This window comes from Ruegeria sp. C11, from assembly GCF_056537725.1.
The window spans coordinates 268,408-294,297 of the sequence record NZ_JBQFSB010000004.1 but is presented as its reverse complement, the minus strand read 5'-3'; the positions used below and the strand labels follow the sequence as shown (position 1 = coordinate 294,297).

Here is a 25,890-nt window from a genome sequence, read left to right as displayed (position 1 = left end):
TCAACTTCGGGATGGCCTGGACACAAAATCTGACCACTCTCGAATCTTTTCGACCTCCTCCAGCAGACAGGTTTGAAATTCGCGGTCTATCATGGATGCATTGATCCCCAAAGGTTCAAACACAGCAAACCTGTAGTGCGGCAAATCCTCAACAACTCTGGCCTGCCCATCATTGTTCCTCTGCCAGTAATGGGCCGTAAAGGCATCAACAATGGGTAGGCCGTCACAATGTTGGCTGAGGGTGAGTGCAGCCAGCGACGTCTCGGCAGTCATAGGTGAATGCACGTTTTTGCCGATGTTGCGCAGCATCAACTCATCCTGGACTTGCCCCAGCAATCCAATAACCGGATAGGGGCGCAGATCGCGCAACGACAAAGGACCCTGTTTTGAGTTAAGCGGGTGGCCAGCGGGCACAAAGCACATATGGGGCAGTGCGCCTTCGTGAAGAACTTTCATTCCGGATGGCATGTGCAGAACATTCGCAAAGCCGGTTCTGAGTGTTCCGGAGCGTGCGAAATCCAGCACCCACTTTGAGGATTTCACCTGCCAGACCACCTTGATGTTTTTCTCGGCGACCTGAAGCCGAGCGAGGGCGCGGGGCACGATTTCCAATGACGCTGCCATAATGGTTGCGATCGATAACGTCCCGCGCTCCTTTCGGGCGATTTGGGCGGCAGCCTCTTCCAGGTTCGCCAGAACCAAATAGTTCCGTTCGACTTCTTCAAGGAACGCTTCGGCCTCTGGCGTTGGTGAGACGCCTTTGCTTTTGCGTTGAAACAGGGGCACCCCAAACTGCCTTTCCAAATCGCCAAGGATTCGGCTGACACTGGGCTGAGAAAGGTTCATGCGCCGCCCGGCTGCTGAAACTGATCCGGTCTGCATGACGGCCCGGAACACCGCTAACTGCTTCTGAGTAAACATGGTATTCGTTTAACAAATATCATAGGCAAAAAGTACTATTTTTCTGAATGTAATTTCATCGCTACGCTTTTGCACATCCTTAATGTGGGCTGTACCGATGCCGAAAAATATCATCCTGATCATGACCGATCAGCAAAGGGCCGACAGTCTGGGCTGTACTGGAAATCCGGTCGTCAAAACCCCGAATATCGACACGCTTGCGGCACGTGGCGCCGTGTTTCGGCAACATTTCACCCCGCATCAGATCTGTTCGCCCAGCCGCTCGACATTGTTTTCCGGCCTCTACGCTCGCAATCACGGCCTGACCCGCAACGGAGTTGCCTTGCCCGGTGACGTGCCGCTGATCACCCATGATCTGAAAGGGGCAGGTTATTGCACGCATGGGATCGGGAAGTTCCACTTTCAACCGATCCTGGCCGGGCCTGAACACGCAATGCCGGATTCAAATGCCTTTTGGGATTTACCGGAAAGCGAAAACTGGAACGGCCCGTTCTATGGTTTCGACACAGTGGATATTCTGATCGGTGAATCCGTAAGTGCCACAGAAGGTGGGCATTACGCACAATGGCTGAACAAGACCGCGCCGGAGGCGGCGGCGTTGTATCTGCCTGAAAATGCGTTGGAACCACAGGCCGAAGACATGGATGAGGTCTGGAAATCCGCGATCCCATCCGAGCTTCACTACAATACCTGGATCACCGACAGGGCCTGTGACTTCGTTCAGACGCAAGACAAGGAACAACCCTTTTTCCTGTTTGTCTCTTATCCAGATCCGCATCACCCATTCTCACCGCCCGCTCCATGGTGCGACATGTACGACCCGAGTGACGTACCTGCACCAGCATTGAAGCCGGACGAACTGTCCGCCATGCCTTCGTACATACTGGATGGCGATCGCGAGGAATCCAGCAAGAGCTATGTGGATTTCCTGCGCAACCCCGGTCCCCCGCGCGAACAGGGGTTCATGCAGACGACGACGCGGTTTTCAGACACCTCATTACGTCAGGCCATCGCCCACACCTATGGAATGGTATCGATGATTGACGACTGCGTCGGACGGTTGATCGCCCAGCTGGAAACGTGCGGCCTGACAGATGACACGCTGATTGTCTTTACCTCGGACCACGGAGAACTGCTGGGTGATCACGGATTGATCCGCAAAGGCCCGAGCCCCTACAGATCGCTGCTGCATGTTCCGTTGATCATGGCAGGTCCGGGGATAACACCGGGTGAACGGGATACCATCACCAGCCATCTGGATTTGCGCGCGACACTGCAGGATCATCTGGATCTTCGGTCGCAGCCAACGGACGGGCACTCGTTCATGCCACTGCTTTCGAAACCGGATGCGTCCAGCCGCGAGGCTCTGTTTGCCGAATACCATCCCCGCACTCGTATGGACACTTACAACCAGACCCTTCTGACCGAAGACTGGCGCATCACGATCTATCCCGGGAACCCGGAATGGGGAGAGATGTTCGACCTGCGCAAAGACCCGGGCGAGCACGTCAACCTGTTCTTCGACCCGGAATTCAGCACCAGAAAACAAAACCTAATTGAGCGAATGGAGCATGAATTCCCGCCTGCGGCGCAGGCTGGCGGACCATCTCTTGCAACCTACTGAAACCCGCCCGCTCAGACCAACACACGGAGATTTCTATGTTACCAAACCAACCAAAGCACCAATTGCACCCCGCCGCTGAAATGCATGCGCGCGAATTGCGCGACGGCAAGATCACGCGGCGCGATTTTCTGGCGCGTTCCACCGCGCTTGGTCTTAGCGCCGGTGCTGCCTATGGCCTGCTGGGCGAACCCAATCCAGCACAGGCACAGGAAGCGACGCCGCAACAGGGTGGTACTTTGCGGATACAGATGGATGTTAAAGGGCTGAAAGAACCACGCGTTTATGACTGGTCCCAAATCGGCAATATCACCCGGGGAACATTCGAGTATCTTGTTGAATACAACAATGACGGATCGTTCCGGGGCATGTTGCTTGATAGCTGGGAAGTGAACGACACCGCCACGGAATACACGCTCAAAGTCCGCCCCGGTGTGAAATGGCACAATGGCGATCCCTTCACCGCCGCCGATGTGGCTCGCAATATCGAAGGCTGGTGCGACAAGACCGTAGAAGGCAATTCGATGGCCGGTCGCATGGCGACGCTGGTAGACAAGGAAACCGACAAGGTCATTGCGGGCAGTGTTCAGGTGGTCGATGATCTGACCGTCAAACTGAATCTGCCGCGTCCCGACATCTCACTGATCCCGGCTATGGCGGACTATCCGGCGCAGATTATTCACGCCGGTTTCGACACCAACGACCTGTTAAACAATATCGGCACAGGCCCATACAAAATCGTCGAATATGCGGTGGGTGAAAAATGTGTCCTAGAACAGGTACCGGATCATATCTGGTGGGGAACCGAAGTTTATGGTGGCCCTTACCTGGACCGCATAGAATATCTTGATTTTGGCACGGACCCATCGGCCTGGCTTGCGGCAATCGACGCCGAAGAAGTTGACATGCTGCATGAATCCGTGGGCGAGTATATCGCCATCCTCGACGATCTTGGACTGGAGAAATCCGAGGTTGTGACCGCCTCGACCCTGGTGGTTCGTCCCAACCAGTTGGCCGAGGTCAACGGTAAGCTTCCCTATGAGGATGTCCGTGTGCGCCGTGCGCTGGCCCTAGCGGTCGACAATGCTATCTGCCTTGAACTGGGATACAACAATCTGGGCGCCCCGGCCGAGAACCACCATGTCGCGCCGGTACATCCAGCCTATGCCGAATTGCAGCCACCGGAATTCGATCCAGCCAAAGCCAAGCAGTTGATGGAGGAGGCCGGAATGGCCGATTTCGAGCACGAGTTGATCTCGATCGACGATGACTGGCGCAAAAACACCTGCGACGCGATCGCTGCCCAATTGCGTGACGCCGGGATCAAGGTCAAACGCACGGTACTGCCCGGATCTACCTTCTGGAACGACTGGACCAAATACCCGTTCTCGGCAACGAACTGGAACCATCGCGCCCTTGCGGTGCAAATCCTGAACGTAGCCTATCGCTCGGGTGAGGCTTGGAACGAGTTTGGCTGGGAAAACGAGGAGTTCGACGCATTGCTAGACGAGGCACTTGCCATTGCCGATGCGGATCAGCGCCGCGAAGTGATGGCAAAGATTCAGAAACTGATTCAGGACGAAGGTGTTGCTATTCAGCCTTATTGGCGGGCACTTTATCGTCACCACCGCTCGGGGCTGGCTGGTTGCGGGCAACATCTGACCTTTGATCACCACCACTATAAGATGGGCTGGTTGTAGTACCTCCCTGAGGTCAAAGCCACTCGGTCTGCAAAGTAGAAATATCTGAAGGTTCAAGGGTCGTTGCGACGGTTTCCGCTATCTCAGTTTCATCTTCTCTAAAGGCTTCGGATGGTTACGCCATCCGAAGCACTTTCTGGGTGTCAAAGTGGGTGAATGCGGATTTGGCCACTATACTCCCTCCTTGCCGCGATGCGTCATCTGATGCAAACTTGAATACGTTAAAGAAATGTCTGCTTCGCCGCTGCGCCTCATGGCAAGCGGACCAGCACAGTGCCATGCTTTGGGAGGAGTGTGTCATGACATTCAAAACCGCAGGTTCCACACCACCGGACAATCTGACGCCGCAGCAGCAGGGACTGCCCAAGATCAACAAGGTGAGCGCAGGGGACATTACTGCGTCACTGAAGGCTGGATTTTCCGACTTTCTGGCTCGCCCCGTCATGAGTGGGTTCTTCGGCCTGTTCTATGCGGTTTTCGGTATCCTGCTTGTTTGGAGCCTGGTCTGGCTCGGCAAGATCTGGATGATCATTCCCGCCATTGTAGGGTTTCCGCTGGTCGCACCTTTCGCCGCGGCCGGGCTTTATGAAATGTCACGCCGGTTACAGAACGGGGAAAGTTTCGGCTGGTCGGAAATCCTTACCGTCATGGCCAATCAACGCAAACGCGAGATGGGCTGGATGGCCTTTGTTACCCTGTTCATTTTCTGGGTGTGGATCTATCAGGTTCGACTTTGGCTTGCGATTACCCTTCAAAATGCATCTTTCTCGGATTTCGAGGGGTTCTTGAACACCGTATTCTTCACACCGCAGGGCTGGACCTTCCTTGCTGTTGGCACCTGTGCCGGCGCATTTCTGTCGGCGGTTCTATTCTCGGTGACCGTGGTTGCCATGCCCATGCTGCTCGACCGGGAAACCAATTTCGTGTCTGCCATGTTAACGTCCATTCGCGTCGTCACGGAAAACCCGGTGGTCATGCTCGGCTGGGCGGCAATCATCTCGGTCACCGTTCTGTTGTCGATGGTTCCGGCGTTTCTGGGGCTGATCTTCACATTGCCGATCCTTGGTCACACCACATGGCATCTCTACCAGCGGGCAGTGTCACCAGCGAAAGAGTGATCTGCGCAGCCCTTGCCTTGATCAGCCGAATGGCTGCGACAGGCGCACAGGCCGCGGGCACTGACATCAGGATTCTGGCAAAAGCGGGTGCTCTGAGTTTTGCAACCAAGCACTGTCAGATATTGCGATCATATAGTTGTGTTGGCTTCCGGTCGCATCGTCGGCTTGGGAACTTACGACAGCCTTCTCCAGAGTAATGCTACCTTTCGGCAACTTGAAACTGCCGGGCATCAGACAGGATCGTAAGTGGCAGACGATGCTCAATCATCTGCGCCCGAGCGACGAATGACATGTTCTTATCGAACAGAGAAAATTTCCGGCTGAAGTAACGGTCCGGATGTGATCAGAGTTTTCTCGTCCGAAGGATTTCCCAATCGGCGAACCTCAAGCAATCAGTTTACGAAGCCGGCGCAATCCACTTTGCCCCGACTCTGGCCGTCTTGGCAGATGACGATCAACTCTGCACCACAAAATTGGTTCAGTCTGCGTCTTCCATTTTGGTTGCGTTAAGCTGAGCAAAGAGTTCAGGACCGACCCGATCATAAAGGTCAAGCTGCGTCTCAAGAAAGTCTATGTGACCCTCTTCGTCTGACATCAATTCCTCGAACAATCCCATCGAAACATAATCACCGGCATCCTTGCAGACATCCCGTGCCTCTTTGTACAGGGCCCGGGCGCTTTGCTCTGCGGCCAGATCGCATTCCAGCGATTCACGCGGGTTCTCTCCGATCTTCAGGGGGTCCAGCTTTTGCAGGTTTGGATGTCCTTCAAGAAAAATGATCCGCTCGATCAGTTTGTCCGCATGCTCCATCTCTTCGATGGATTCCTCGCGGCTTTTTTTGGCCATGCTGCCAAGTCCCCAATCGTCCTGAAGGCGATAGTGCAACCAGTATTGGCTGACCGCCGTCAACTCATGCCGAAGCGCCTTGTTCAGATATTCGATTACCTTATTGTCGCCCTTCATCTCAGGTCTCCCTTGCTGTTCCCAATCCGGCTTGGAACAAACCTTGGTACCCGCAATTCTATCACTTGTCGGGCAGGTTCCCAAAAGCGCGGACAAAAGGCCTGCTTTCAAGGCGTTACCCTATTATTTGACGATTCTCATTTGATTAAAAGGAGCTACAGAGAACCTGCCTCAAAAGGTCAGCGCGCCGTGCCGGGTTAACTGCACCCACGATCGTCAGCGATTGCGCAGAGATCGCCACTCGATATTTTCGCGCCATTTGCTCGTTCTGCGCCGCACAATCCGCGCCATATCGGCAAACGGACGCAGGTAGATATCCATGATGTTCGATGCGTGTGCTTCGTTCCGGTGCAAACCAAATTTTAGCTGGCTGTCCTGTTCCGACAAATGCAGCGAACCGAACAGCCAGTCCCAGATAGCCAAAGCCACACCAAAGTTCTTGTCGTGATGTTCGCGCGCGATGGAATGATGCACCTGATGCTGCGCCGGAGAGATCAGGACATGCTCCAGCCACGGCCAGTACCGGATCGCGACATGTGAGTGCCGTAGGTTTGATCCCGTCACGTGGAAGACAAATGACATGACGTTGACGCCCAGTACCGTATACAGATCCACTGCATTGCCGAAGAAGAACAGAAACACTGCCATTGTCGTGCCTTGCGCCACGGCGCTGCGCAGGCCGAACAGGATACCTTCCAGCGGGTGTGTACGATAGACCGTGATCGGTGTCAGGGTTTCAGCGGAATGGTGGGTCTTGTGAATGGCCCAAAGCAGCGGCCAGCGGTGCATCCAGCGGTGCACCAGATACTTTGTGAAATCATCGACGATAAAGATCGTCGCTGTGAACAGCGCGACAATCACACCCATCGGGGCATCCGAAAATACACCCCGCCGCAGGAAGTCAACGTCATGCAGCGCATAGTACAGGGCAGTTGCGATCGCCAATTGCGATAGCAGAAGCGGTGAAATGAACAGTGTGAACACGCGGTTGATCACAAAGATCTTGTAGTCCGCAATCGCCGAGGCCGAAAACAGAATCCGGCGGTCAAAGACTTGCCGCAGCGCCAGTTTGACCGATGAACCACGCACCGCCACCAACCAGAGCAGCGCGATCAGGATAGTCAAAAACAGATACCCAAAGAAGACACGCTTCTTTGGGTTGGAAAAATCCGCAAAAACAGAGCCTATGTGATCGAGAAGTTCCAAATGACGCCTTTCGGCCAGTGCCCCGGCGGCGTTCTAGCCACGCCGCCGGGGGGGATCAACAGACCCTTAGTCGTTTTCCGCCGAAGCGTTCTCGCCCAGCTTTTCAGCCAGCGCCGCCAGCTCGGCAGTCGCGTCATTGGCGCGGGATTCGATGCCGAACGTGTCGATCAACAGTTTCTGAACTTTCAGCATGTTGACCTGATAGTCATCCAGCGTCATCTCGCGGTCGCGAACAAAGTTGCCGTCGGCATCGATGTCGGAAACCATCTTGCCGTCGGGCATCGCGGGGCCAAAACCGATCAGCCAGTTCAGATCGATAGCAGTCGCACCAAGGTTGTTCTTGCCCGACTGGAGCGCCATCGAGAAGCCCTTGAGTTCACCCCAGTGCTTGGCATAGTTGCGCAGCGCCTTGTCGCTGTCCTCGCCCGATTTGATCTTGTCGATGTCCTTGTAAACCGAACCGGCATATTTGAACGTGGCTTCCGCCAGTGTCTTTTCCCAGTTGGTTTCGATGATATCGGCATAGTTCTTCAGCTCGGCGCGCTGCTCATCGGTCAGCGCCTCACCATTGGCCGACGCGATCAGTGCACGACCATCACGGAACGCGTTGAAGATGGTGGTCATGTACTGGGTGTTCTTGTTGCCACCTTTGTCAGCCCCTGCGGCATAGTAGGCCGGACCAAAGACCATTTCGGTCTTCAGGTCGATAACGCCATCACCGTTTGCGTCGGCAGCTGCCATGTCCTTCTGCTTGGACACGCCATAGTTCTGCTCGGGTGACAGGCTGGCCGAATGCGCAGCAGCGCCGAAATAGCCAAATGCTTCGTCCCAAACATGCTCTTTGCCTGTGTAATGCGCACCCTCTTTGTAGGGCTCATTGTTGGGCTTGTTGTCGGCTTCCAGCTTCTCGTCGAGATAATTGTCGACCGCCTGATTGTACGCCATCGCGCCCAGCGTGAATTTCGAGATCAACTGACCCCAGTCCATGCCGTTCACCGGGTCATAGCCTTGGTTCGAGGACGCCGCCATCTTGATCATCTGCAGTGCAACACCGACGCCGGACTGGTTGCCGGGCCATGCCGTCATTGCGCCCTTGTAGAACTTGCCCGAGATGTTCTTGCCTTTGGAAATCTCGTTCACGGTCGACTGCTTGACCGGGAAGCCATCCTTTGACGCCGGGGCAATAATGGCCAGGTCTTCTTCGGATCCGTTGAAATAGGCCAGCAACAGCGCTTCAACCTCGGCTGCGTTGTTGCCACCGTCGCCCTTGCCTGCCACTTTTTTCAGGCTGTCATGCAGCACGTGGCGTGCGATCTGACCGGAATAGGAAACAGAGTTGGTTTTGTTGCCCTCATAACCTTTCAGGGTGACCGGAAACGGACCGTAGGCCTGATCTGCAAGAGCTGCCCCACCGGTGAGCGTTGCAACGACAAGCGCTGAAGTGAGTTTCAGTATGGGCTTAAGCATGGGGTTTCCCTCTTATTCACAACCGACTAAAAGTGTCGGGATTTTTTATCTGATGCTTTTAGTCAGTTAATTTATATGAGAGTCAAGCCTTATTGGTGGCCAGCCAGAAATTTTGCAGCGAGGTTAACGCCAACGCCAAATCCCGATTTCAGTGTGATCCTTCGCGCCCACTCTCTACGAATATGCTGTACAGAGATGCCGGATAGTCGGTCCGTTCTGGCAGTATCGGCGACAGTGTATCGGCTCGGCAGAAAGCCCCGCCGAACCAATTAGGGAAACCGCGGCTATGACTACCCCCTCACAGGATTGCTGCGCAAGGCCTTACGGGTAGGTCAGCCATGCCTCAGATTCTGAATCGCAATGACAAAGGCCGGCCTCGACGCAACAGTTCGAGCTGTACTCGGCGGCCCGGATCGGTCAGAGCTCGAACCACGTCGCGCGGTCGCTGCATGTCCTTTCCGTTGACCTCGCTCACAACATCGCCGGGTCGCAGGCCCGCGCGCGCGCCGTAGCGGCCCGGATCGACCACAACCACACCTGCCTGTGACAGCAGCAGACCCATCTTTGAAATCAAAGCAGGATTGACCCGCGCCACGGTCAATCCCGGTAACACCGTACCATCATCCAGAACCGTTTCCTCGGCTGGTGGCGTATTCGGCGCGACAATCAGCGCAACCTCGACTTCGTCCCGGTGAGTGCCACGCAACCGGGACAGAACCGACGTGCCACCTATGCCGGAAATGGACATGCGGAACTTCATCTCTGCCGGGGAATTGACCTCTTCTCCGTCCACATGTGTAACGACATCTCCCACCCGGAACCCGGCCTCAGCCAACGGGCTGAGAGAGTGCAGATCGGAAATCACAACGCCTTCGGGCAACGAAAGCCCGAGTGAATCTGCAATATCGGCGCTCATATGCTGCCCGGCCATTCCCGCCCAGGGGCTGACAAAACTGTCATTCCCGTCCTGCGCCTGACGCAGAAAGGCGCCAACCAGATTGGCTGGAATAGCGAACCCGATACCGTTCGATCCACCCGAACGACTAAGGATCGAGGTATTGATCCCGATCAGGTCGCCATTCACGTCGATCAGCGCGCCGCCCGAATTGCCCGGATTGATTGGCGCATCGGTCTGGATGAAGTATCCGCGCGCATTGCCTGTCGCAGTCCCGGATCGGGCCAGCCCCGACACGATGCCCGACGAGACGGTCTGGCCGACACCGAATGGGTTGCCGATAGCTAATGCCAGTTCGCCCACCTCCACGCGGTCCGAATTGCGAAGCTTCAGATAGGGCAGCCCGCTGGCCTCATGCAGGCGTAAAATGGCGATATCGCTTTCTTCATCCCCAAGAACCACCTTGGCGGTGAATTCACGCCTGTCGGTGGTGACGACCTGAATCTCTGACGCCATGCCAACCACATGATAATTCGACACCACATAGCCATCCCCGGAAAGGATAACCCCAGAGCCCAGAGAATTCTGAACCCGCGGGCGCGGCGTTCCAAAGCCTTTGCCAAAGAAATCCTGAAAGAATGGATCGGAAAACAACGGGTTTACGCGGCCCTGACGCACAATCTTGGCATAGATGTTAACCACCGCCGGAGACGCCTGCTTGACCACAGGCGCAAAACCAAGACTGATTTCAGCTTGCGATGTTGGCACCCGGGTTTCGGCACTGGCCACCCCCGCAAGCAACAAAAGGGAAATCAGGATTCGCAGCATAAACAGCCCTCCAACGACGTCGCCAGACGGATATGCGGGGCTGTAGGCCGGAATGCAAGTGATCAAGCCGCGCACGCGGTACCGCACTCAGTTTCAATCGGGTACGATGCAAGACATTATTCACAACGCCATTGAACGTGAGAGAGAACACCTCATGGATCAGGATCGGGAACTGACTTTTGCAACCGCGGTCGCCAGCCACCATCAGGCAAGGCGATCAGGCGCGGGAGAAAACGCTCACGAATACTATCAGGCCTCACTGCTCAGCGCGATTATGCAAGGGGTCTACGACGGCACGGTGTCGGTCAAAGAGCTGCTCGAACATGGTGATTTTGGATTGGGTACGTTCAACGCTTTGGATGGCGAAATGATTGTATTGGACGGCGTGGCCTATCGGCTGGACGGTGAAGGTAAAGCCAACATGGCAAAGGATAGCGACCTTACGCCTTATGCGGCCGTCATCAATTTCCAGCCGACGGATTCATTTGAAATGAACGTTGAGACCGACAAACCAGAATTTGAAAGCCAATTGGACGAAAGGGCGGCAGAGCGGAACCTGTTTTACGCAATCCGCTTTACCGGCCGGATCAAATATATCAGGTATCGAAACGTGCTTCGGCAGGAACGACCCTACAAACCCTTGCTTGAAGTCGTGAAAACACAGGCCGAGTTTGAATTGGACGACGTGGACGGCACCATTCTTGGATTTCGTTGTCCCGATTACGCCGTGGGGATTGGAGTTCCCGGTTATCACCTGCACTTTATTTCCAACGACCTCAAGACCGGAGGGCACGTTCTGGACTATACGTTGACAAGGGGGCAAGCGGAGATCGACCACACGTCGTCCCTGCATTTGGAATTGCCGGAAACACCTGCCTTTTCCGATGCTGACCTGTCCGCAGGCGCGTCAGAGGACAACATTCACAAAGCAGAAGACAACTAGGACAGTCCCCGCCTGTTTTTTGTTCCGCAACAAAAAAACCCCCGCGTCCGGGACGCAGGGGTCAAATCAGAAAGCCGGGCTTTCTTATTCTTCGTCAGCAGCCGCTTCTTCAGCTGCGACGCGGGCCTTATCGGCTGCGCCTTTGGCGTCGACGTCACGATCAACGAATTCGATGATCGCCATCGGAGCCATGTCGCCATAGCGGAAGCCAGCTTTCAGGATACGGACATAACCGCCCTGACGCTCGGCGTAGCGGGGCCCCAGAACTTCGAACAGCTTGGCGACGTCTTTGTCCTCTTTCAGCTGTGCTGCGGCCTGACGACGGGCGTGCAGGTCGCCGCGCTTACCCAGAGTGACCAGCTTTTCGATGATCGGGCGCAGTTCTTTTGCCTTCGGCAGAGTTGTTTTGATTTGCTCATGCTCGATGAGCGAGCCAGCCATGTTCGCAAACAGCGCCTTGCGGTGCTCATGAGTACGGTTCAGGCGGCGGTAACCACGTGCGTGACGCATTTTCTAGTTCCTTCTTTCGCGTTTTGCTTTGTCTGGCCGGCGATGCGTGTCACCGGCTCTCCTTGGGGCGGAAGTGCCCATATGGTCCCCGGCAGCCCGGGCATTGGGGAAGACGCGCTTAGAACGCGTCTTCGAATTTCTTCGCCAGATCTTCGATGTTGTCGGGCGGCCAGTCCTCGACATCCATGCCGAGGTGCAGACCCATGCCGGACAGCACTTCCTTGATCTCGTTCAGCGACTTGCGGCCGAAGTTCGGGGTGCGCAGCATCTCGGCTTCGGTTTTCTGGATCAGGTCGCCGATGTAAACGATGTTGTCGTTCTTCAGGCAGTTTGCCGAACGGACCGACAGTTCCAGCTCGTCCACCTTCTTCAGCAGCAGCGGGTTGAACTCCAGACCATCGTCTTCGTCCTGGCGGCCAGCCGATTCCGGCTCGTCGAAGTTGACGAAGATTGACAGCTGATCCTGCAGGATGCGTGCGGCAAAGGCCAGGGCATCTTCCGGCGTGATCGAACCATCTGTTTCGATCTTCAGCGTCAGCTTGTCATAGTCCAGAACCTGACCTTCACGGGTCGGCTGAACGTCATAGGCAACCTTTTTGACCGGCGAGTAGATCGCGTCAATCGGGATCAGACCGATGGGTGCATCTTCGGGCTTGTTCTTCTCAGCCGATACGTAACCCTTGCCGGTGTTGACGGTCAGTTCCATGAACAGGTCGGCGCCATCGTCCAGGTGGCAGATGACGTGATCGCGGTTCAGAACCTCGATGCCGGCGCTTTCGCTGATGTCACCGGCGGTGACAACTGCGGGGCCCTTAGCATTGATCGACAGGCGCTTGGGGCCTTCGACTTCCATGCGCAGGGCGACCTGCTTGAGGTTCAGGATGATGTCGGTGACGTCTTCACGAACGCCCGCAACCGACGAGAATTCGTGCAATACGTTGTCGATCTGAACGCTGGTGATGGCGGCGCCCTGCAGCGAGCTCATCAGAACGCGACGCAGCGCGTTGCCCAGAGTCAGGCCAAAACCACGCTCCAGCGGTTCGGCAACCAGGGTGGCCTTGCGCGCAGGATCATTGCCCGGCTTGCCGTCAAGCTGGGTCGGTTTGATCAATTCTGCCCAATTCTTATGGATCATGTAATCCCTCCATTCCTGTCTGCGCCCCATGTCCAGAAAAGGCTCAGACGCCCGAGGTTTCAAAACGGCGAACCGGGGCCGCGCATCGTGACACGGCCCCAGCTTAAAATTGCGTTCGCTTAGACGCGGCGGCGCTTCGGCGGGCGGCAGCCATTGTGGGCGATCGGCGTCACGTCGCGGATCGACGTGATGTTAAAGCCTACTGCAGCCAGCGCGCGCAGTGCCGATTCACGACCCGAACCGGGGCCCTGAACTTCGACTTCCAGCGTCTTGACACCGTGGTCCTGCGCCTTCTTGCCTGCATCTTCTGCAGCCATCTGGGCGGCATAAGGTGTCGACTTGCGCGATCCCTTGAAACCCATGGTACCGGCAGACGACCACGAGATGGCGTTGCCCTGTACGTCCGAGATCAGGATCTTGGTGTTGTTGAAGGTCGAATTCACATGGGCGACGCCCGATGCGATGTTCTTACGCTCTTTGCGCTTAACGCGTGTCTTGTCACGTGCCATCAGTCAGACCCTCCCTTATTTCTTCTTACCGGCAATGGCCTTTGCAGGGCCTTTGCGAGTACGAGCGTTGGTGTGGGTACGCTGACCGCGAACCGGCAGGTTGCGGCGGTGACGCAGACCGCGATAGCAGCCCAGGTCCATCAGGCGCTTGACGTTCATCTGCACTTCACGGCGCAGGTCGCCTTCGACGGTGTAGTTTGCGTCGATGTGTTCGCGGATGGCCAGAACTTCGGAATCGCTGAGTTCGTTCACACGACGGGTTACGTCGATGCCCACGGCTTCGCAGATCGCGTTCGCCGAGGTGTTGCCGATTCCGGTGATATATGTGAGGGCGATAGGTACCCGCTTGGCAGTCGGGATGTTTACGCCGGCAATACGTGCCACGTGTCACTTTCCTTTTTCGTTGCGGTTCCGTAACTCCGGAACCTTTTTTCACAACGCTTGATCTTGGCAGTGACGCCAGAGAATCCAGCATTTGTACGAGGTAGTCGATGCAAACGGGACGAATCCCGCAGGCGGTGTTGATTCCCCAAGGGGATGGGGGTCGATATGGGCTTTTGGCGGTGGCGTCAAGCCCTTACCGGACTCACCCCAGGATAGCCTCGATCGAGGCAGTCACTTCCCTGATATCGGCCAGCCCGTTGACTGGGCGCAGATCGCCCTTGGCGTAGTAATAGCCGATCAGCGGTGAGGTCTTTTTGTAGTATTCCATCAGGCGGGTACGCAGACTGTCTTCGTTGTCGTCTGCGCGGCGGGTGAACTCTTTCTTCTGGCCGCAATTGGTGCAGACGCCATCGGCCGGAATCGGCTTGGTGTGGTCGTTATAGACCTCGCCGCAACCGGAGCAGGTCGAGCGCGCGGTGATGCGGTCAACAAGCGCTTCGTCATCGACGCGCATCTCGATCACGGTGTGCAGCGACTGACCCAGTTTGGTCAGCAGCGCTGCCAGGGCGTCAGCCTGCGCAAGTGTGCGCGGGAAGCCATCAAAGATAAAACCGGCACCTTTCTCGGTGGTCAGCTTCTCTTCGATCAGGCCAATCACGATCTCGTCGGTGACCAGTTTGCCCGCGTCCATGATCGCCGCGACCTTGTTGCCCATCTCCGTGCCACTGGTACGCGCCTCGCGCAGCATGTCGCCGGTGCTCAGCTGGATCATGCCGCGGGTGTCGACCAGATGGCGCGCCTGCGTGCCCTTACCTGCCCCCGGGGGGCCCAGAAGAATGATGTTCATCGACGAGCGGGTCCCTTCCTGCTGCGTTTCTTACCCTTGCCGCGCAGCTGGGACTTTTCGATAAGCCCTTCGTATTGATGCGCCAGCAGATGGCTCTGGACCTGCTGGATGGTATCCATGGTCACAGAGACGATGATCAGAACCGAGGTGCCGCCAAAATAGAACGGGATGGCGAACTGTCCGCGCAGGATTTCCGGCAGCAGACAAACCGCCGTCAGGTAGGCCGAGCCCAGTACCAGCACGCGGTTGACCACGTATTCCAGATATTCAGAGGTTTTCTTGCCAGGGCGGATGCCTGGAACAAAGCCGTTCTGCTTTTTCAGGTTATCCGCCACATCGTCCGGTTTGAACGACACGTTGAATGTGTAGAAATAGGCGAAGAACACGATCATCGACGCGAAGAACAACAGATAGAGCGGCTGACCGGGGCCAAAGTTGGCCAGCAGCCACGACATGATCGGACCGTTTGCAGCCCCCGACGAGAAAGTCGAGATTGTGACCGGCAGCAACAGCAACGAGCTGGCAAAGATCGCCGGAATCACGCCTGCCGGGTTCACCTTGACCGGCAGGTGGCTGGAGCCGCCCTCATAGACTTTCATACCCACGTTGCGGCGCGGGTACTGGATATGGATCTTGCGCAGGGCGCGTTCCATGAACACCACGAAGGTGATGACCGCGATGACCATGACGATCACACCAACGATCACGGCAGGGCTGATGGCGCCCGAACGTCCGCTGGCGAAGAATTGCGCCAGTGCCGCTGGAACTTCGGCGATGATGCCGACGAAGATGATCAGCGAGATGCCGTTACCAATGCCGCGTGCAGTGATTTGTTCACCCAGCCACATCAGGAACATGGTGCCGCCAACCAGCGTGATCATGGTCGACATACGGAAATAGAGACCGGGATCGGTGGCCAGATCGCCCGATTCCAGCGAAACGGCCAGACCATAGGCCTGAACGGTAGCCAGAGCCACGGTGCCGAAACGGGTGTATTGGTTGATCTTCTTGCGTCCCTGCTCGCCCTCTTTCTTGAGTTGTTCGAGCGCGGGAACCATCGAGGTCAGCAGCTGTACGATGATCGAGGCCGAGATATAGGGCATGATGCCGAGGGCAAAGATACCCATCCGCCCCAGCGCCCCGCCGGTGAACATCGAAACCATGCCGCCGATGCCCTGCCCCGCCTGTTCCATGAACTCGCGCAGTGCCTGACCATCGATCCCCGGCACCGGAATGAAGGTGCCCAGACGATAGACGATCAGCAAACCCAGCGTGAACAGGATGCGGTTGCGCAGATCGGTGGCCTTGCCCAAAGCAGCCCAGCTAGTGTTGGCTGCCATTTGTTCTGCTGCTGATACCATAAATCGGTCTCTCTTATGAAAACACCGCCCGGAACCGTTTTCCGGCTCGGGCGGCGTCTTGGAAAACTCTGAGGTCTATGTAAGCGGGTCTTCGCCCGCTCACAAGCGCTTACTCTGCCGCAGCGGCTTTTGTGACCGTAAGTGAACCGCCCGCTTTCTCGACCGCTTCAACAGCGGCTTTCGAGGCACCGGTCACTTCCAGGTTCACCTTGGCGCTGATTTCGCCCTTGGCCAGGATGCGAACACCGTCCAGCTTGCGACGAACCAGACCGGAGGCAACCAGTGCGTCCTCGGTGATCGCAGCGGATGCGTCCAGCTTGCCGGCATCGACGAATTTCTGGATCAGGCCCAGGTTGATAACGGCGAATTCCTTGCGGTTCGGCTTGTTGAAGCCACGCTTGGGCAGGCGCTGGTACAACGGCATCTGGCCGCCTTCGTAGCCATTGATGGCCACACCCGAACGGGATTTCTGGCCTTTGATACCACGGCCACCCATTTTACCTTTGCCGGAACCGGGGCCACGACCAACGCGGGTGCGTTTCGGGTTGGCGCCGGGATTGTCGCGCAGTTCGTTCAGTTTCATATCGCTTCTCCATTGCCGGACATGACCCCGAAGCGTGATGGGCCAGACACGGCGTTTCTTGCTGTTGATTCTCGTGGACCCACAGGGCCACCGGAGGCGTATAAACCCGGATGCCGAACGGTTCAAGAGGGTCTTGTTTATCAGGCTGTCGCAGATATCTGACTGCACCGAACGTAAGCCTCAGGTCGAAAACGACTTCACGACTGCACATCAGCCTTTTGGAGTTTCACATTGGGGCACACAACGCAGGCGGTTCTTGTAATGAGTGCCGCCACCCTCTAGGCACCGAAATGCACATCACGATACACGCATGGCGATCTCGCCCAAAAACAGACTGGTATCAAAATGGAAGAGAACCAAACCGAAGCGGTCCGCCCCACGGCCCACTTTGAAACTTTACGGCCCCCGATTGATCGCCAGGGAATTCCCGATCGCGAAGATGTGCTGATTTACATCCATATTGGCAAATGCGGTGGTGAATCCTTGTGGGATGCAATGGTTCGCAGCCCGGTTTTGAACGAAGCGTTTTCTTCGGTTCTGAGAATGCACGTTGTGAAACCACCTGTGCGTTCCAGGACAAAGTATCTTGTCGTCGTCCGTAATCCGATAGATCGCGCGATCTCGGCATTTAACTGGCGTTACAAGCTGGTGGTTGAGGATGAGGTCAAGAGCAGCCGAACATCAACCGAGTACGCGGTACTTGCCAAATACAAGACGCTGAATGCTTTGGCCGAGGAGCTCTATACAAATGGAGCCTTGGACAACGACGCAGCAGACGCGTTCCGCGCGATCCACCACCTCCGCGAGAACATATCATTTTACCTGTCTGAGCTTCTGCCAAAAGTAAGTGCGACCCAAATCTCTCTGGTTTTGGCGACCGAATTCCTGGACGCCGAAATCGCTCGCGACCTTGGCGTTGATCGCGTCAGGAAAGAGCATCAGAATCGTAACTCTGTGAACAAGGAAAAGCTGTATCTGAGTGACCTTGCCCGGAAAAATTTGCGCCGGTTTCTCGACGACGACTACGCGGCAGTACAAATGTTGTTTGACATGAAAGGTATTACCGGGGCGAAGCGCGATATTGTTCTGCGCTGACATGCAGCCAGATCTGGGTTTGCAAAACCCCCAATGACCGTGCGGATGCGTTTGGAATGATCGAATTGGCGGCCTGAACCCCCATCAGACAAAAGGACTGGCAGGCAGAATGGTAGTGCAAAAAAGCGAAAACCCCGGCAGATCCCCCGTCTTTGAATCGCTGGGCCCAAATACAAGCATCAAAAGGTTCCGGGATCAGGAGGACGAGCTGATCTATGTTCATATCGGCAAATGCGGCGGTCAGTCATTGTGGGATGCGATTCAGCGCAGCCCGGTTGTAAACCAGCAATTTTCTTCGGTTATTCGCGTGCACGTTGCTGAACCGCCGGTTCTGGCAAGATCAAAGTACCTAATCGTGGTGCGCAACCCGATATCCCGCGCCATTTCTGCCTTTAACTGGCGCTACAAGCTGGTTGTTGAGGATGAAGTCAAAAAGGACAGGGCATCGCAAGAATATCAGGTGCTTGCCAAGTACGGCACATTGAATGCGCTGGCTGAAGCACTTTATGTCGATGGATCGCTGAATGACCTGGTCGTCGAAGATCTCCGCTCTATTGGCCATCTGAGAATGGATATCTCGTTCTATCTGTCCAAAATGCTACCGAGCGTTCGTTCCGATCAGATTTTTTCGGTGCTGACGACCGAGTTTCTGGACAGCGAAGTCGCCCGAGAATTGAATGTTGAAGACGTGAAGCGGGAACATCAAAACCGGCCTTCCGTTGATTTGGAAAAAAAACATCTGAGCGATTGTGCGCGCCGTAACCTGCGTCAATTTCTTTCTGATGACTATCGCGCGGTGGAAGAGCTTTTGGATTTGAAGGGAATTTCCGAACAACGCCGAGATGTGCTTTTGCGCTGACGATAGACACGCGAACAGGTCACGACCGCCGGTACTGCAACCAGGCAGCCAAACTATTACAGGTAATGCCGTTGGAATCCGTGTTACCTTTGCTTCCATGGACTGGAAGCTGAACAAAGTCATCGACTGGTTGCTGTCCGAAGGCCGGATGCTGCCCGATCTTGATCACATCGTTGAGGCGCTGGGATCGGCCATGCTGGAGGCGGACGCGCCAATCTGGCGTATTCGGTTAGCCATTCGAACGGTTCATCCGCTGGTCACCGCACTGAGCGTGGTTTGGGAGCGGGACAGCGATCAGCTTGACAGCGTCGCGGCTACGCACGGGCTGGAACAGCGTCAGGAATATGTTGGCAGCCCGCTGGCGCGGATTGCCGAAACAGGTGCCCCGCTGAGGCAATCGCTGGTGGATTTATCCCCGGAGGATCATGTCGCGTTTCATGAATTAAGCGAGCGGGGGGCGACGGATTACTATGGCATACCTCTGAGGTTCGTCGGCGAAGGCGGTGGCATACTGGTGTTTGTCTCGGACCGGCCCGAAGGGTTCAGCAACGAGGATATCGCGGGGTTCGACACGATCGGCGCCGCGATCACCGCCATTGTCGAGGTACACCGTCTGAGGAACTTGTCGATGGCTGTGGCCGAAGCCTATCTGGGGCCACGCACCGGTCGGCGCGTGGTTGGCGGGCAGATCACGCGGGGTAATATCGACAGCATCGAAGCGGCCATCCTGATCAGCGACATCCGTGACTGGACCGGCCTGAACGCCCGCCTGCCGGTCGCCGAGACGGTGGAACTGGCGAACCGGTATTTCGAGGTCATCGACAAGGCCGTCTCCGACAATGGCGGTGAGATTCTCAAGTTTCTGGGCGACGGGGTTCTGGCCATCTTCCCGGCGGAACCGGATATGCGCGCCGCCTGCCGCCGTGCGCTGTCTGCCGCCAGAAGTGCATTGAACGCTGCCCCGGCGACCGATCTGCAATACGGGGTCGGTCTGCATTGCGGCAGTGTCCTATACGGCAATATCGGATCCGAGGCGCGACTGGATTTCACCGTTCTGGGCCAAGCTGTCAATATCGCTGCGCGGATCGAGGCACTGTGCGGGGAAACCGGCCAGCCCGCGTTGTATTCCGGCGAGTTTGCCGGGATGGTCGATGCGGATCACGTTCCGCTGGGTCAGTATTCGCTCAAGGGTCTGGACAGGCCTGCGGAGATATTCGCGCCGCTGGGCGCAGAGGGCTGAGCCAAAGAACTATTGACAACCGGCATTTCAACGATCATATGCGGCCAGTGCAATATCCGCGGCGTGAGCGGATCGCGCGACGCCCCAAGGCGGGCTGTACGGCGCAACACCTCAATCTGAACACTACTGATACCCAGATCACGCGGGGGTCGGCGTGATAAAGCGGCAAGGGCCTTCGTTGTCCCTGTTGTTTTGTTGCGGAACCAAAGCGTGTCACCATTCGGGGCGCGCCACGACATCCGTGCGGCTGGCAAGGCCGTCACATTCAAAAGGAATACGGTCTTTGGACTTCAATATGCTGGGGCTGACGCCCCGCCTGATCACCAACCTCGAAACGCTGGGAATTTCCGAACCCACGCCGATCCAGAAACAGGCCATCCCCCACGCCATGAACGGGCGTGACGTGATGGGGCTGGCGCAAACGGGAACGGGCAAAACGCTGGCCTTTGGCCTGCCCATTCTGATGTCGATGATCCGTCAGGAAGGCCGCCCGGCGCCCAAGACCGCGCGCAGCCTTGTACTGGCGCCCACGCGGGAACTGGCAAAACAGATCACCGAAAACCTGCGCTCTTATTGTGAAGGCACGTCGATCCGGGTCGATCTGATCGTCGGTGGCGTTTCCATGGGGCCGCAGATCGACCGGCTGAAACGGGGCAGCCACCTGCTGGTGGCGACGCCCGGACGTCTGATCGACCTGTTGGAGCGCAAAGCGGTGCGGCTCGACCAGACCGGGTTTCTGGTTCTGGACGAAGCCGACCAGATGCTGGATTTGGGGTTCATCCATGCCCTGCGCAAAATTGCGCAACTGCTGCCTGCAGACCGGCAGACGATGCTGTTCTCCGCCACTATGCCGAAACAGATGGCCGAGATCGCCGCAGCCTACCTGAATAACCCTGTGCGCGTTGAAACCGCGCCTCCGGGCCGTCCGGCGGACAAGATCGATCAGGGCGTTCATTTCGTTGCCCAGGCGGAAAAGACATCGCTGCTGATCGAATTGCTGGATACCCATCGCGAGGAACTGGCGCTGGTATTTGCCCGGACCAAGCACGGGGCCGAGCGGCTGTCGAAAACGCTGGACAAAGCGGGATATGCCGCAGGATCGGTGCATGGCAACAAATCGCAGGGCCAGCGCGACCGGGCTTTGCGCGAGTTCCGCGCAGGTACACTGCGGATTCTGGTGGCAACCGATGTGGCCGCGCGCGGCATCGACATTCCGGACGTGCGCCACGTCTATAACTTTGATCTACCCAATGTGCCCGACAACTATGTGCACCGTATCGGCCGGACCGCCCGGGCAGGCCGCGACGGACGTGCAGTTGCATTCTGCGCACCTGCGGAAATGTCAGAGTTTCGCGCCATCCAGAAGACAATGGGGCGTGACATTCCCGTGCTTGGCGGGCGCCCATGGGTTACAGAAGAACCCAAGGAGCGGAAAAAGCCGCAGAACCGGCGGCGCAGGCCAAACAGGGGCCGTCCACGCTCCAAGGCTGCGTAAAACAAAAAAGCGCCCCGACAACGCGGGGCGCTTTTTTACTTTGCTTCGGCAGAGTTTGCGGAAGCGGCGCTTATACACAATAGACGTGCTTGTGCGCGATATCCGAGATGTCGCAACGGCGGACGCCGATGTCGTCCAGTTCACGATTGGTCAGGCTTTGCAGCTCGGTATAGGTGCGGTTGTATTCCGCCGCCTTGGCGCGGGCCTGTCTGATCTGGTCAACAAATGCCCAGAAGCGGGTGCCGATGCCGGTGTGCGATGCAGTGATTGCGTGTGCCATGTCTTTGTTCCTTTCTGCGGCCGGGGCGCATTCCCCGGTGATCGAGTTCTGTTCCTGTTTGGGACAGGGCCGAGATAGGCACAGTGTTTAGCGCCAACAATGCATGTTTTGGTCTAGCCGCTATGCGGGAATTGAATGGCTGGGCTTGCGGTCCTGTGCACACCCGACCGAAGAACGTGATCGGATTCCGCAAGACCATGGGGATCATCAACCTTCCATCATTCAGATATCTGTTCGCCATTTGTTCCAGATGTGGTACACCACAACAAGACCATCAGGGAGGGCACAATGTCTGAAAGAAAGACCAAGTATGAACGGCTGAGGACGCTTCATGAGCGTGACGTGACCTTTGTGATACCAAACCCATGGGACGCAGGTTCGGCGCGCCTGTTGACCAGTCTTGGTTTCGATGCCCTTGCAACAACAAGTGCCGGCTATGCGTTCTCACGGGGCAAAAGGGATTCTTTCGCAAGCCTGAACCGGGCAGAAATTCTCGATAACGCAGCTGAAATCGTTGCGGCAACGGACCTGCCGGTTTCCGCTGATCTGGAAGATGGCTTTGGAGCGTCACCCGAAAGTTGCGCAGAAACCATCCGCCTTGCCTGTGACGTGGGTTTGGCCGGCGGTTCCATCGAAGATGCAACCGGAGATCCGGATAAGCCTATTTACGAATTCGGTCAGGCCGTTGAGCGCATTGGTGCCGCTGCCGAGGTTGCCACCGATCTCGGTTTTCTTTTGACGGCGCGGGCGGAAAACTATCTTTGGGGAAGAAGTGATCTGGATGACACTATCGCCCGCCTGCAGGCGTTTTCAGATGCCGGTGCGGACGTCCTCTATGCCCCGGGGCTTCCGGATATAGAGGCGATCAGAACCGTCTGCCAGTCTGTCGACAAACCCGTCAACGTGGTGATGGGGCTTCAGGGGCCCAGCTATTCTGTCGCTCAGCTTGCAGAGGCCGGGGTGCGCCGTGTCAGTGTTGGCGGCTCATTCGCGCGGGCAGCACTTGGCGCGGTGATGAAAGCCGCGCAAGAGGTAAAGTCCTTTGGCACATTCAACTATGCCACTGACGCGATTTCAGGGGAGGACGTGAGCAGGCTTATGGCGCAGAGCAAGTGCGCAAACAGACACTGACAATATGGCGCCCACATAAACCACTGATGCAACCGCACGCCTGAGAAGCCTGGGAAATTCCCAGGCGCCCTCGTTTTTTGTCTGGGCACGCGTTGGAGTACCTAACCCCTTGCCTATATGCAGCTTACCCCGTTGGTATCACGGATTGTGCATTCGGCGCTTTCGGTCTCGCGTGGTTCGCGTCGCCTCTTCGGATCCGTCGTGGTAGGTGCCGAACCATTTGTCCCACGGCATTTCCGAGTTTCCATAGTTGCATTCGTAGTATCTGTGATGCAGCTGGTGGAAAAATGCGCCGATCAGAAGGCGTTGCCGATCCCTGACCCAGATCGCCTCGTACCCCGAGTGTGAGGACGCCGCACCGAGCATCAGCCAATAGCCCAGAAACAACATGTGAACCGGATGGCTGGGCAGCACCAGCAGGATCAGCATGGCGCTGAAGTAGAACACATGCTCGACAGGATGCATGGATGTTCCCGACCATGGACCGGTATTGACGTTCCGGTGATGCACAGCGTGAACGTATTTGTAAATCCGGGGCTGATGCAGGGCGATGTGAATGACGTAGAAGTGAAAACTCTGCCAGACGGCAAGCAGCGGGAAAAGGACGACAAACCAGATCGGGTGGGCAGAAAACTCAAGCGTGGCAAGTGTCCCGTTCGCGTACATCCATCGAAGGCCGATTTCATAGGCGGAATAAATCGGCACCCCGGATACCAGCGAATAGAACATGTTGTCCCAGGTCTGATAACCGAACTTATAAAGCGCGTTTTTGCGCTTCATGTAGGGGCGGGGATCGTATTTCAGCAGTTTGCCCTGACCATCGATCCCGTAGAACCACAGATGCAATCCTCCGGCGACTAGAAATAAGACAATCCAGTTTCGGATCAGGACGGCCGCCATCCATCCCGGTGCGAACTGGGTCTGGTTGGGGCCAACCGGCTGCAACCAGAAAGCCACCAGAAACGCAAAGGCCAGATAAAGCGAGCGGTCAGAAACCTGCAGATAGTTCTGCCACAGCCACTTTAGCGTCATTCCGGGCTTTGGCGGCCAATTCCAGTAAGGGGCAAAGCCCACGGGCAGTTCAGGGTGCCAGTGCCATTCACGGCTCATCGGGGCCGGTTCGGGCCGGGTTTTTGCAGATGTCTCGGTCATCGGTATGTCCTTCATTCGTCATTGTTCCTGATCTGGATCAGCGGACGACCGGAGGAGCAAATGGGAACCAGCGATTGAAGTGATACATGCCACACCTGCCAACTCTGTTCCTCCATCCTTTACAGGTGTCGGGAATTTGCACCTCTCTTAACGACATGGAACTGGTCGCATATGGTCCTGTTAGCCGGGCTTTCTGTGGACAGCCTCTGCAGTGACGCCAGAACCGTCCGGGGTTCGGTGAAACAACAAACGCCTCCGAAATCCCGGAGGCGTTTTAGAAATTTGGCCCTGGAAAGGTGCTTCGCCGCATGCCTGTGGCGATCCTACTTTCGGATTTGGCCAACGTAGCGTTGCTTTTGCTCGTTCACCAGAATCAGTCTGCCTTGGTTCACGACATATAGATCAAAACGAGGCTTATCGAAGTCGATACAGCGCATTCCATTGTCATAAAATTTGTAGGCATTGGCTTTCCATGTCTGCCCGTTTGCCTTGTAAGAATATGAGCCGTTTGCTGAATAGGTCTCAACTTCTTTCCCGGAATAGACGACCTTGCGCCCTGACAGGTTCTTTTGCAGCCACGCTGCATTCACCCTTTGATCACCATCCGAAAGGTAACTTTTGGAGAGTTTTGGCGCTTTGGCCGGACATTCGGCAGAAGCGATTGTTCCAATCAAGGTCGCGCAGAGCGCGGTCAAAATAAGTCTCATCGTACACATCCACTCAATAAACGACCTCAAAGTTACCCCGGTTTGAACAAATGACAACAAAAAACGCCCCCGACTAAAGTCGGGGGCGTTCCCAATCCTACGAAGATGCCGCGCTTAGCCGCGCTCTTCGATGATCTCGACAAGATGCGGGATCTTGTTGACCATGCCGCGGACCGAAGGAGTGTCCTCCAGCTCGCGGGTCTTGTTCATCTTGTTCAGGCCCAGGCCGATCAGGGTTGCGCGCTGTTCGGCGGGGCGGCGGATCGGCGAGCCGATCTGCTTGACGACGATGGTTTTTGCCATGGGTCGCTCTCCTTATGCTTCTGCTTCAGCAGCGGCCGGTGCTTCGTCCCGCTTGGGCAGGATATCGGCAACCTTTTTGCCACGACGCTGTGCGACCGAACGCGGGCTCTGCTCTTTCTGCAGGCCGTTGATGGTGGCGCGGATCATGTTGTACGGGTTCTGCGAGCCCAGCGACTTGGACACAACGTCCTTGACGCCCAGCATTTCGAACACGGCACGCATCGGACCACCGGCGATGATACCGGTACCTTCAGGCGCGGTGCGCATGACCACTTTACCGGCGCCGTGACGGCCCTCGATGTCGTGGTGCAGGGTCCGGCCTTCGCGCAGCTGCACGCGGATCATCTGACGCTTGGCTTGCTCGGTCGCTTTGCGGATGGCCTCGGGTACTTCTTTCGCTTTACCCTTACCAAAGCCGACGCGGCCTTTCTGATCGCCGACAACCACCAGAGCGGCGAAGCCAAAGCGCTTACCACCTTTTACGGTTTTCGACACACGATTGATTGCGACCAGACGATCTGCAAATTCCGGTGCTTCTTCACGGTCGCGGCCACGGCCCCGACGGTTTTCACGTTCTGCCATTTGGCATCCCTTTTCTCATGTGGCGCATCAGCGCCGTTTGTTTCAATCCAAGTG

Annotated in this window: 26 protein-coding genes; 9 read left to right on the top strand and 17 right to left on the bottom strand. The window is 56.5% G+C overall.

Annotated elements, in window-relative coordinates; translation table 11 throughout:
- Nucleotides 1–921, bottom strand: coding sequence for a LysR family transcriptional regulator (locus tag ACR0NA_RS10195; RefSeq protein ID WP_480728566.1), 921 nt, complete (start codon nt 919–921; stop codon nt 1–3).
- A gap of 97 nt (nt 922–1,018) precedes the next feature.
- Here ACR0NA_RS10195 and ACR0NA_RS10190 point away from each other — a divergent pair, with 97 nt between their 5' ends.
- From ACR0NA_RS10190 to ACR0NA_RS10180, 3 genes are all read left to right on the top strand, one after another.
- Nucleotides 1,019–2,545, top strand: a complete 1,527-nt coding sequence (locus ACR0NA_RS10190; protein ID WP_480728564.1) for a sulfatase family protein — start codon at nt 1,019–1,021, stop codon at nt 2,543–2,545.
- 35 nt (nt 2,546–2,580) lie between these two features.
- Nucleotides 2,581–4,242 (top strand): ABC transporter substrate-binding protein, encoded by a 1,662-nt coding sequence (locus tag ACR0NA_RS10185; protein WP_480728562.1) that lies wholly within the window; start codon nt 2,581–2,583, stop codon nt 4,240–4,242.
- 299 nt (nt 4,243–4,541) lie between these two features.
- Nucleotides 4,542–5,360, top strand: coding sequence for a DUF2189 domain-containing protein (locus tag ACR0NA_RS10180; RefSeq protein WP_480728560.1), 819 nt, complete (start codon nt 4,542–4,544; stop codon nt 5,358–5,360).
- A 478-nt stretch (nt 5,361–5,838) separates the two neighbouring features.
- Here the strand turns inward: ACR0NA_RS10180 and bfr are convergent, their stop codons facing one another.
- The 4 genes from bfr to ACR0NA_RS10160 all read right to left on the bottom strand — a co-directional run bounded on the left by bfr (nt 5,839) and on the right by ACR0NA_RS10160 (nt 10,720).
- Nucleotides 5,839–6,324, bottom strand: a complete 486-nt coding sequence (bfr, locus tag ACR0NA_RS10175) for a bacterioferritin (protein WP_480728558.1) — start codon at nt 6,322–6,324, stop codon at nt 5,839–5,841.
- A gap of 216 nt (nt 6,325–6,540) precedes the next feature.
- Nucleotides 6,541–7,530, bottom strand: a complete 990-nt coding sequence (locus tag ACR0NA_RS10170; RefSeq protein ID WP_480728556.1) for a sterol desaturase family protein — start codon at nt 7,528–7,530, stop codon at nt 6,541–6,543.
- 66 nt (nt 7,531–7,596) lie between these two features.
- Complete coding sequence (locus ACR0NA_RS10165) at nt 7,597–8,997, bottom strand: DUF4856 domain-containing protein (protein ID WP_480728554.1); 1,401 nt, start codon at nt 8,995–8,997, stop codon at nt 7,597–7,599.
- 343 nt (nt 8,998–9,340) lie between these two features.
- Nucleotides 9,341–10,720 (bottom strand): trypsin-like peptidase domain-containing protein, encoded by a 1,380-nt coding sequence (locus tag ACR0NA_RS10160; RefSeq protein ID WP_480728552.1) that lies wholly within the window; start codon nt 10,718–10,720, stop codon nt 9,341–9,343.
- A gap of 154 nt (nt 10,721–10,874) precedes the next feature.
- On the opposite strand from ACR0NA_RS10160, the gene budA reads away from it, so the two are divergent.
- A complete protein-coding gene (gene budA / locus ACR0NA_RS10155; protein WP_480728550.1) occupies nt 10,875–11,663 on the top strand; it encodes an acetolactate decarboxylase in 789 nt (262 codons plus the stop codon).
- An 84-nt stretch (nt 11,664–11,747) separates the two neighbouring features.
- Here the strand turns inward: budA and rplQ are convergent, their stop codons facing one another.
- The 7 genes from rplQ to rplO all read right to left on the bottom strand — a co-directional run bounded on the left by rplQ (nt 11,748) and on the right by rplO (nt 16,992).
- A complete protein-coding gene (gene rplQ, locus ACR0NA_RS10150) occupies nt 11,748–12,173 on the bottom strand; it encodes a 50S ribosomal protein L17 (RefSeq protein ID WP_170653923.1) in 426 nt (141 codons plus the stop codon).
- A gap of 118 nt (nt 12,174–12,291) precedes the next feature.
- Nucleotides 12,292–13,308 (bottom strand): DNA-directed RNA polymerase subunit alpha, encoded by a 1,017-nt coding sequence (locus ACR0NA_RS10145; RefSeq protein WP_170653922.1) that lies wholly within the window; start codon nt 13,306–13,308, stop codon nt 12,292–12,294.
- Nucleotides 13,309–13,427: 119 nt separating this feature from the next.
- Nucleotides 13,428–13,817, bottom strand: coding sequence for a 30S ribosomal protein S11 (gene rpsK, locus ACR0NA_RS10140; RefSeq protein ID WP_170478233.1), 390 nt, complete (start codon nt 13,815–13,817; stop codon nt 13,428–13,430).
- Between the two features lie 15 nt (nt 13,818–13,832).
- Nucleotides 13,833–14,201 carry a 30S ribosomal protein S13 gene (gene rpsM, locus ACR0NA_RS10135; protein WP_170653920.1) on the bottom strand — a complete coding sequence of 123 codons (369 nt, stop codon included), beginning with the start codon at nt 14,199–14,201 and terminating at the stop codon, nt 13,833–13,835.
- Nucleotides 14,202–14,403: 202 nt separating this feature from the next.
- Entirely contained in the window at nt 14,404–15,048 is a 645-nt protein-coding gene (locus ACR0NA_RS10130) for an adenylate kinase (RefSeq protein ID WP_170653918.1), read from the bottom strand.
- Nucleotides 15,045–16,409 carry a preprotein translocase subunit SecY gene (gene secY / locus ACR0NA_RS10125; RefSeq protein WP_170653916.1) on the bottom strand — a complete coding sequence of 455 codons (1,365 nt, stop codon included), beginning with the start codon at nt 16,407–16,409 and terminating at the stop codon, nt 15,045–15,047. The genes ACR0NA_RS10130 and secY overlap by 4 nt, the downstream gene beginning before the upstream one ends.
- Before the next feature lie 109 nt (nt 16,410–16,518).
- Entirely contained in the window at nt 16,519–16,992 is a 474-nt protein-coding gene (gene rplO, locus ACR0NA_RS10120; protein WP_170653914.1) for a 50S ribosomal protein L15, read from the bottom strand.
- Nucleotides 16,993–17,337: 345 nt separating this feature from the next.
- Here rplO and ACR0NA_RS10115 point away from each other — a divergent pair, with 345 nt between their 5' ends.
- The 4 genes from ACR0NA_RS10115 (at nt 17,338) to ACR0NA_RS10100 (ending at nt 21,681) form a co-directional block, all read left to right on the top strand.
- Nucleotides 17,338–18,087, top strand: a complete 750-nt coding sequence (locus tag ACR0NA_RS10115; RefSeq protein ID WP_480728546.1) for a hypothetical protein — start codon at nt 17,338–17,340, stop codon at nt 18,085–18,087.
- A gap of 355 nt (nt 18,088–18,442) precedes the next feature.
- Nucleotides 18,443–18,946, top strand: coding sequence for a hypothetical protein (locus ACR0NA_RS10110; RefSeq protein ID WP_480728544.1), 504 nt, complete (start codon nt 18,443–18,445; stop codon nt 18,944–18,946).
- Between the two features lie 97 nt (nt 18,947–19,043).
- Nucleotides 19,044–20,186 (top strand): adenylate/guanylate cyclase domain-containing protein, encoded by a 1,143-nt coding sequence (locus tag ACR0NA_RS10105; protein ID WP_480728542.1) that lies wholly within the window; start codon nt 19,044–19,046, stop codon nt 20,184–20,186.
- A 283-nt stretch (nt 20,187–20,469) separates the two neighbouring features.
- Nucleotides 20,470–21,681 carry a DEAD/DEAH box helicase gene (locus tag ACR0NA_RS10100; RefSeq protein WP_480728540.1) on the top strand — a complete coding sequence of 404 codons (1,212 nt, stop codon included), beginning with the start codon at nt 20,470–20,472 and terminating at the stop codon, nt 21,679–21,681.
- A 70-nt stretch (nt 21,682–21,751) separates the two neighbouring features.
- Here the strand turns inward: ACR0NA_RS10100 and ACR0NA_RS10095 are convergent, their stop codons facing one another.
- On the bottom strand, nt 21,752–21,961 hold the full coding sequence (locus ACR0NA_RS10095) for a DUF1127 domain-containing protein (protein ID WP_480728537.1): 210 nt from the start codon (nt 21,959–21,961) through the stop codon (nt 21,752–21,754).
- A 288-nt stretch (nt 21,962–22,249) separates the two neighbouring features.
- On the opposite strand from ACR0NA_RS10095, the gene ACR0NA_RS10090 reads away from it, so the two are divergent.
- Nucleotides 22,250–23,092: an isocitrate lyase/PEP mutase family protein gene (locus ACR0NA_RS10090; RefSeq protein WP_480728532.1), complete on the top strand. Its 843-nt coding sequence runs from the start codon at nt 22,250–22,252 to the stop codon at nt 23,090–23,092.
- A gap of 138 nt (nt 23,093–23,230) precedes the next feature.
- Here the strand turns inward: ACR0NA_RS10090 and ACR0NA_RS10085 are convergent, their stop codons facing one another.
- From ACR0NA_RS10085 to rpsE, 4 genes are all read right to left on the bottom strand, one after another.
- Complete coding sequence (locus tag ACR0NA_RS10085) at nt 23,231–24,244, bottom strand: sterol desaturase family protein (protein ID WP_480728530.1); 1,014 nt, start codon at nt 24,242–24,244, stop codon at nt 23,231–23,233.
- A gap of 323 nt (nt 24,245–24,567) precedes the next feature.
- Nucleotides 24,568–24,951 carry a hypothetical protein gene (locus ACR0NA_RS10080; protein ID WP_480728528.1) on the bottom strand — a complete coding sequence of 128 codons (384 nt, stop codon included), beginning with the start codon at nt 24,949–24,951 and terminating at the stop codon, nt 24,568–24,570.
- 114 nt (nt 24,952–25,065) lie between these two features.
- Nucleotides 25,066–25,254: a 50S ribosomal protein L30 gene (rpmD, locus tag ACR0NA_RS10075; RefSeq protein ID WP_170402795.1), complete on the bottom strand. Its 189-nt coding sequence runs from the start codon at nt 25,252–25,254 to the stop codon at nt 25,066–25,068.
- Between the two features lie 12 nt (nt 25,255–25,266).
- The gene (gene rpsE / locus ACR0NA_RS10070; RefSeq protein WP_170419378.1) at nt 25,267–25,836 is read right to left on the bottom strand and encodes a 30S ribosomal protein S5; all 570 of its coding nucleotides are present in this window, start codon (nt 25,834–25,836) and stop codon (nt 25,267–25,269) included.
- Between the last annotated feature and the right edge of the window lie 54 nt (nt 25,837–25,890).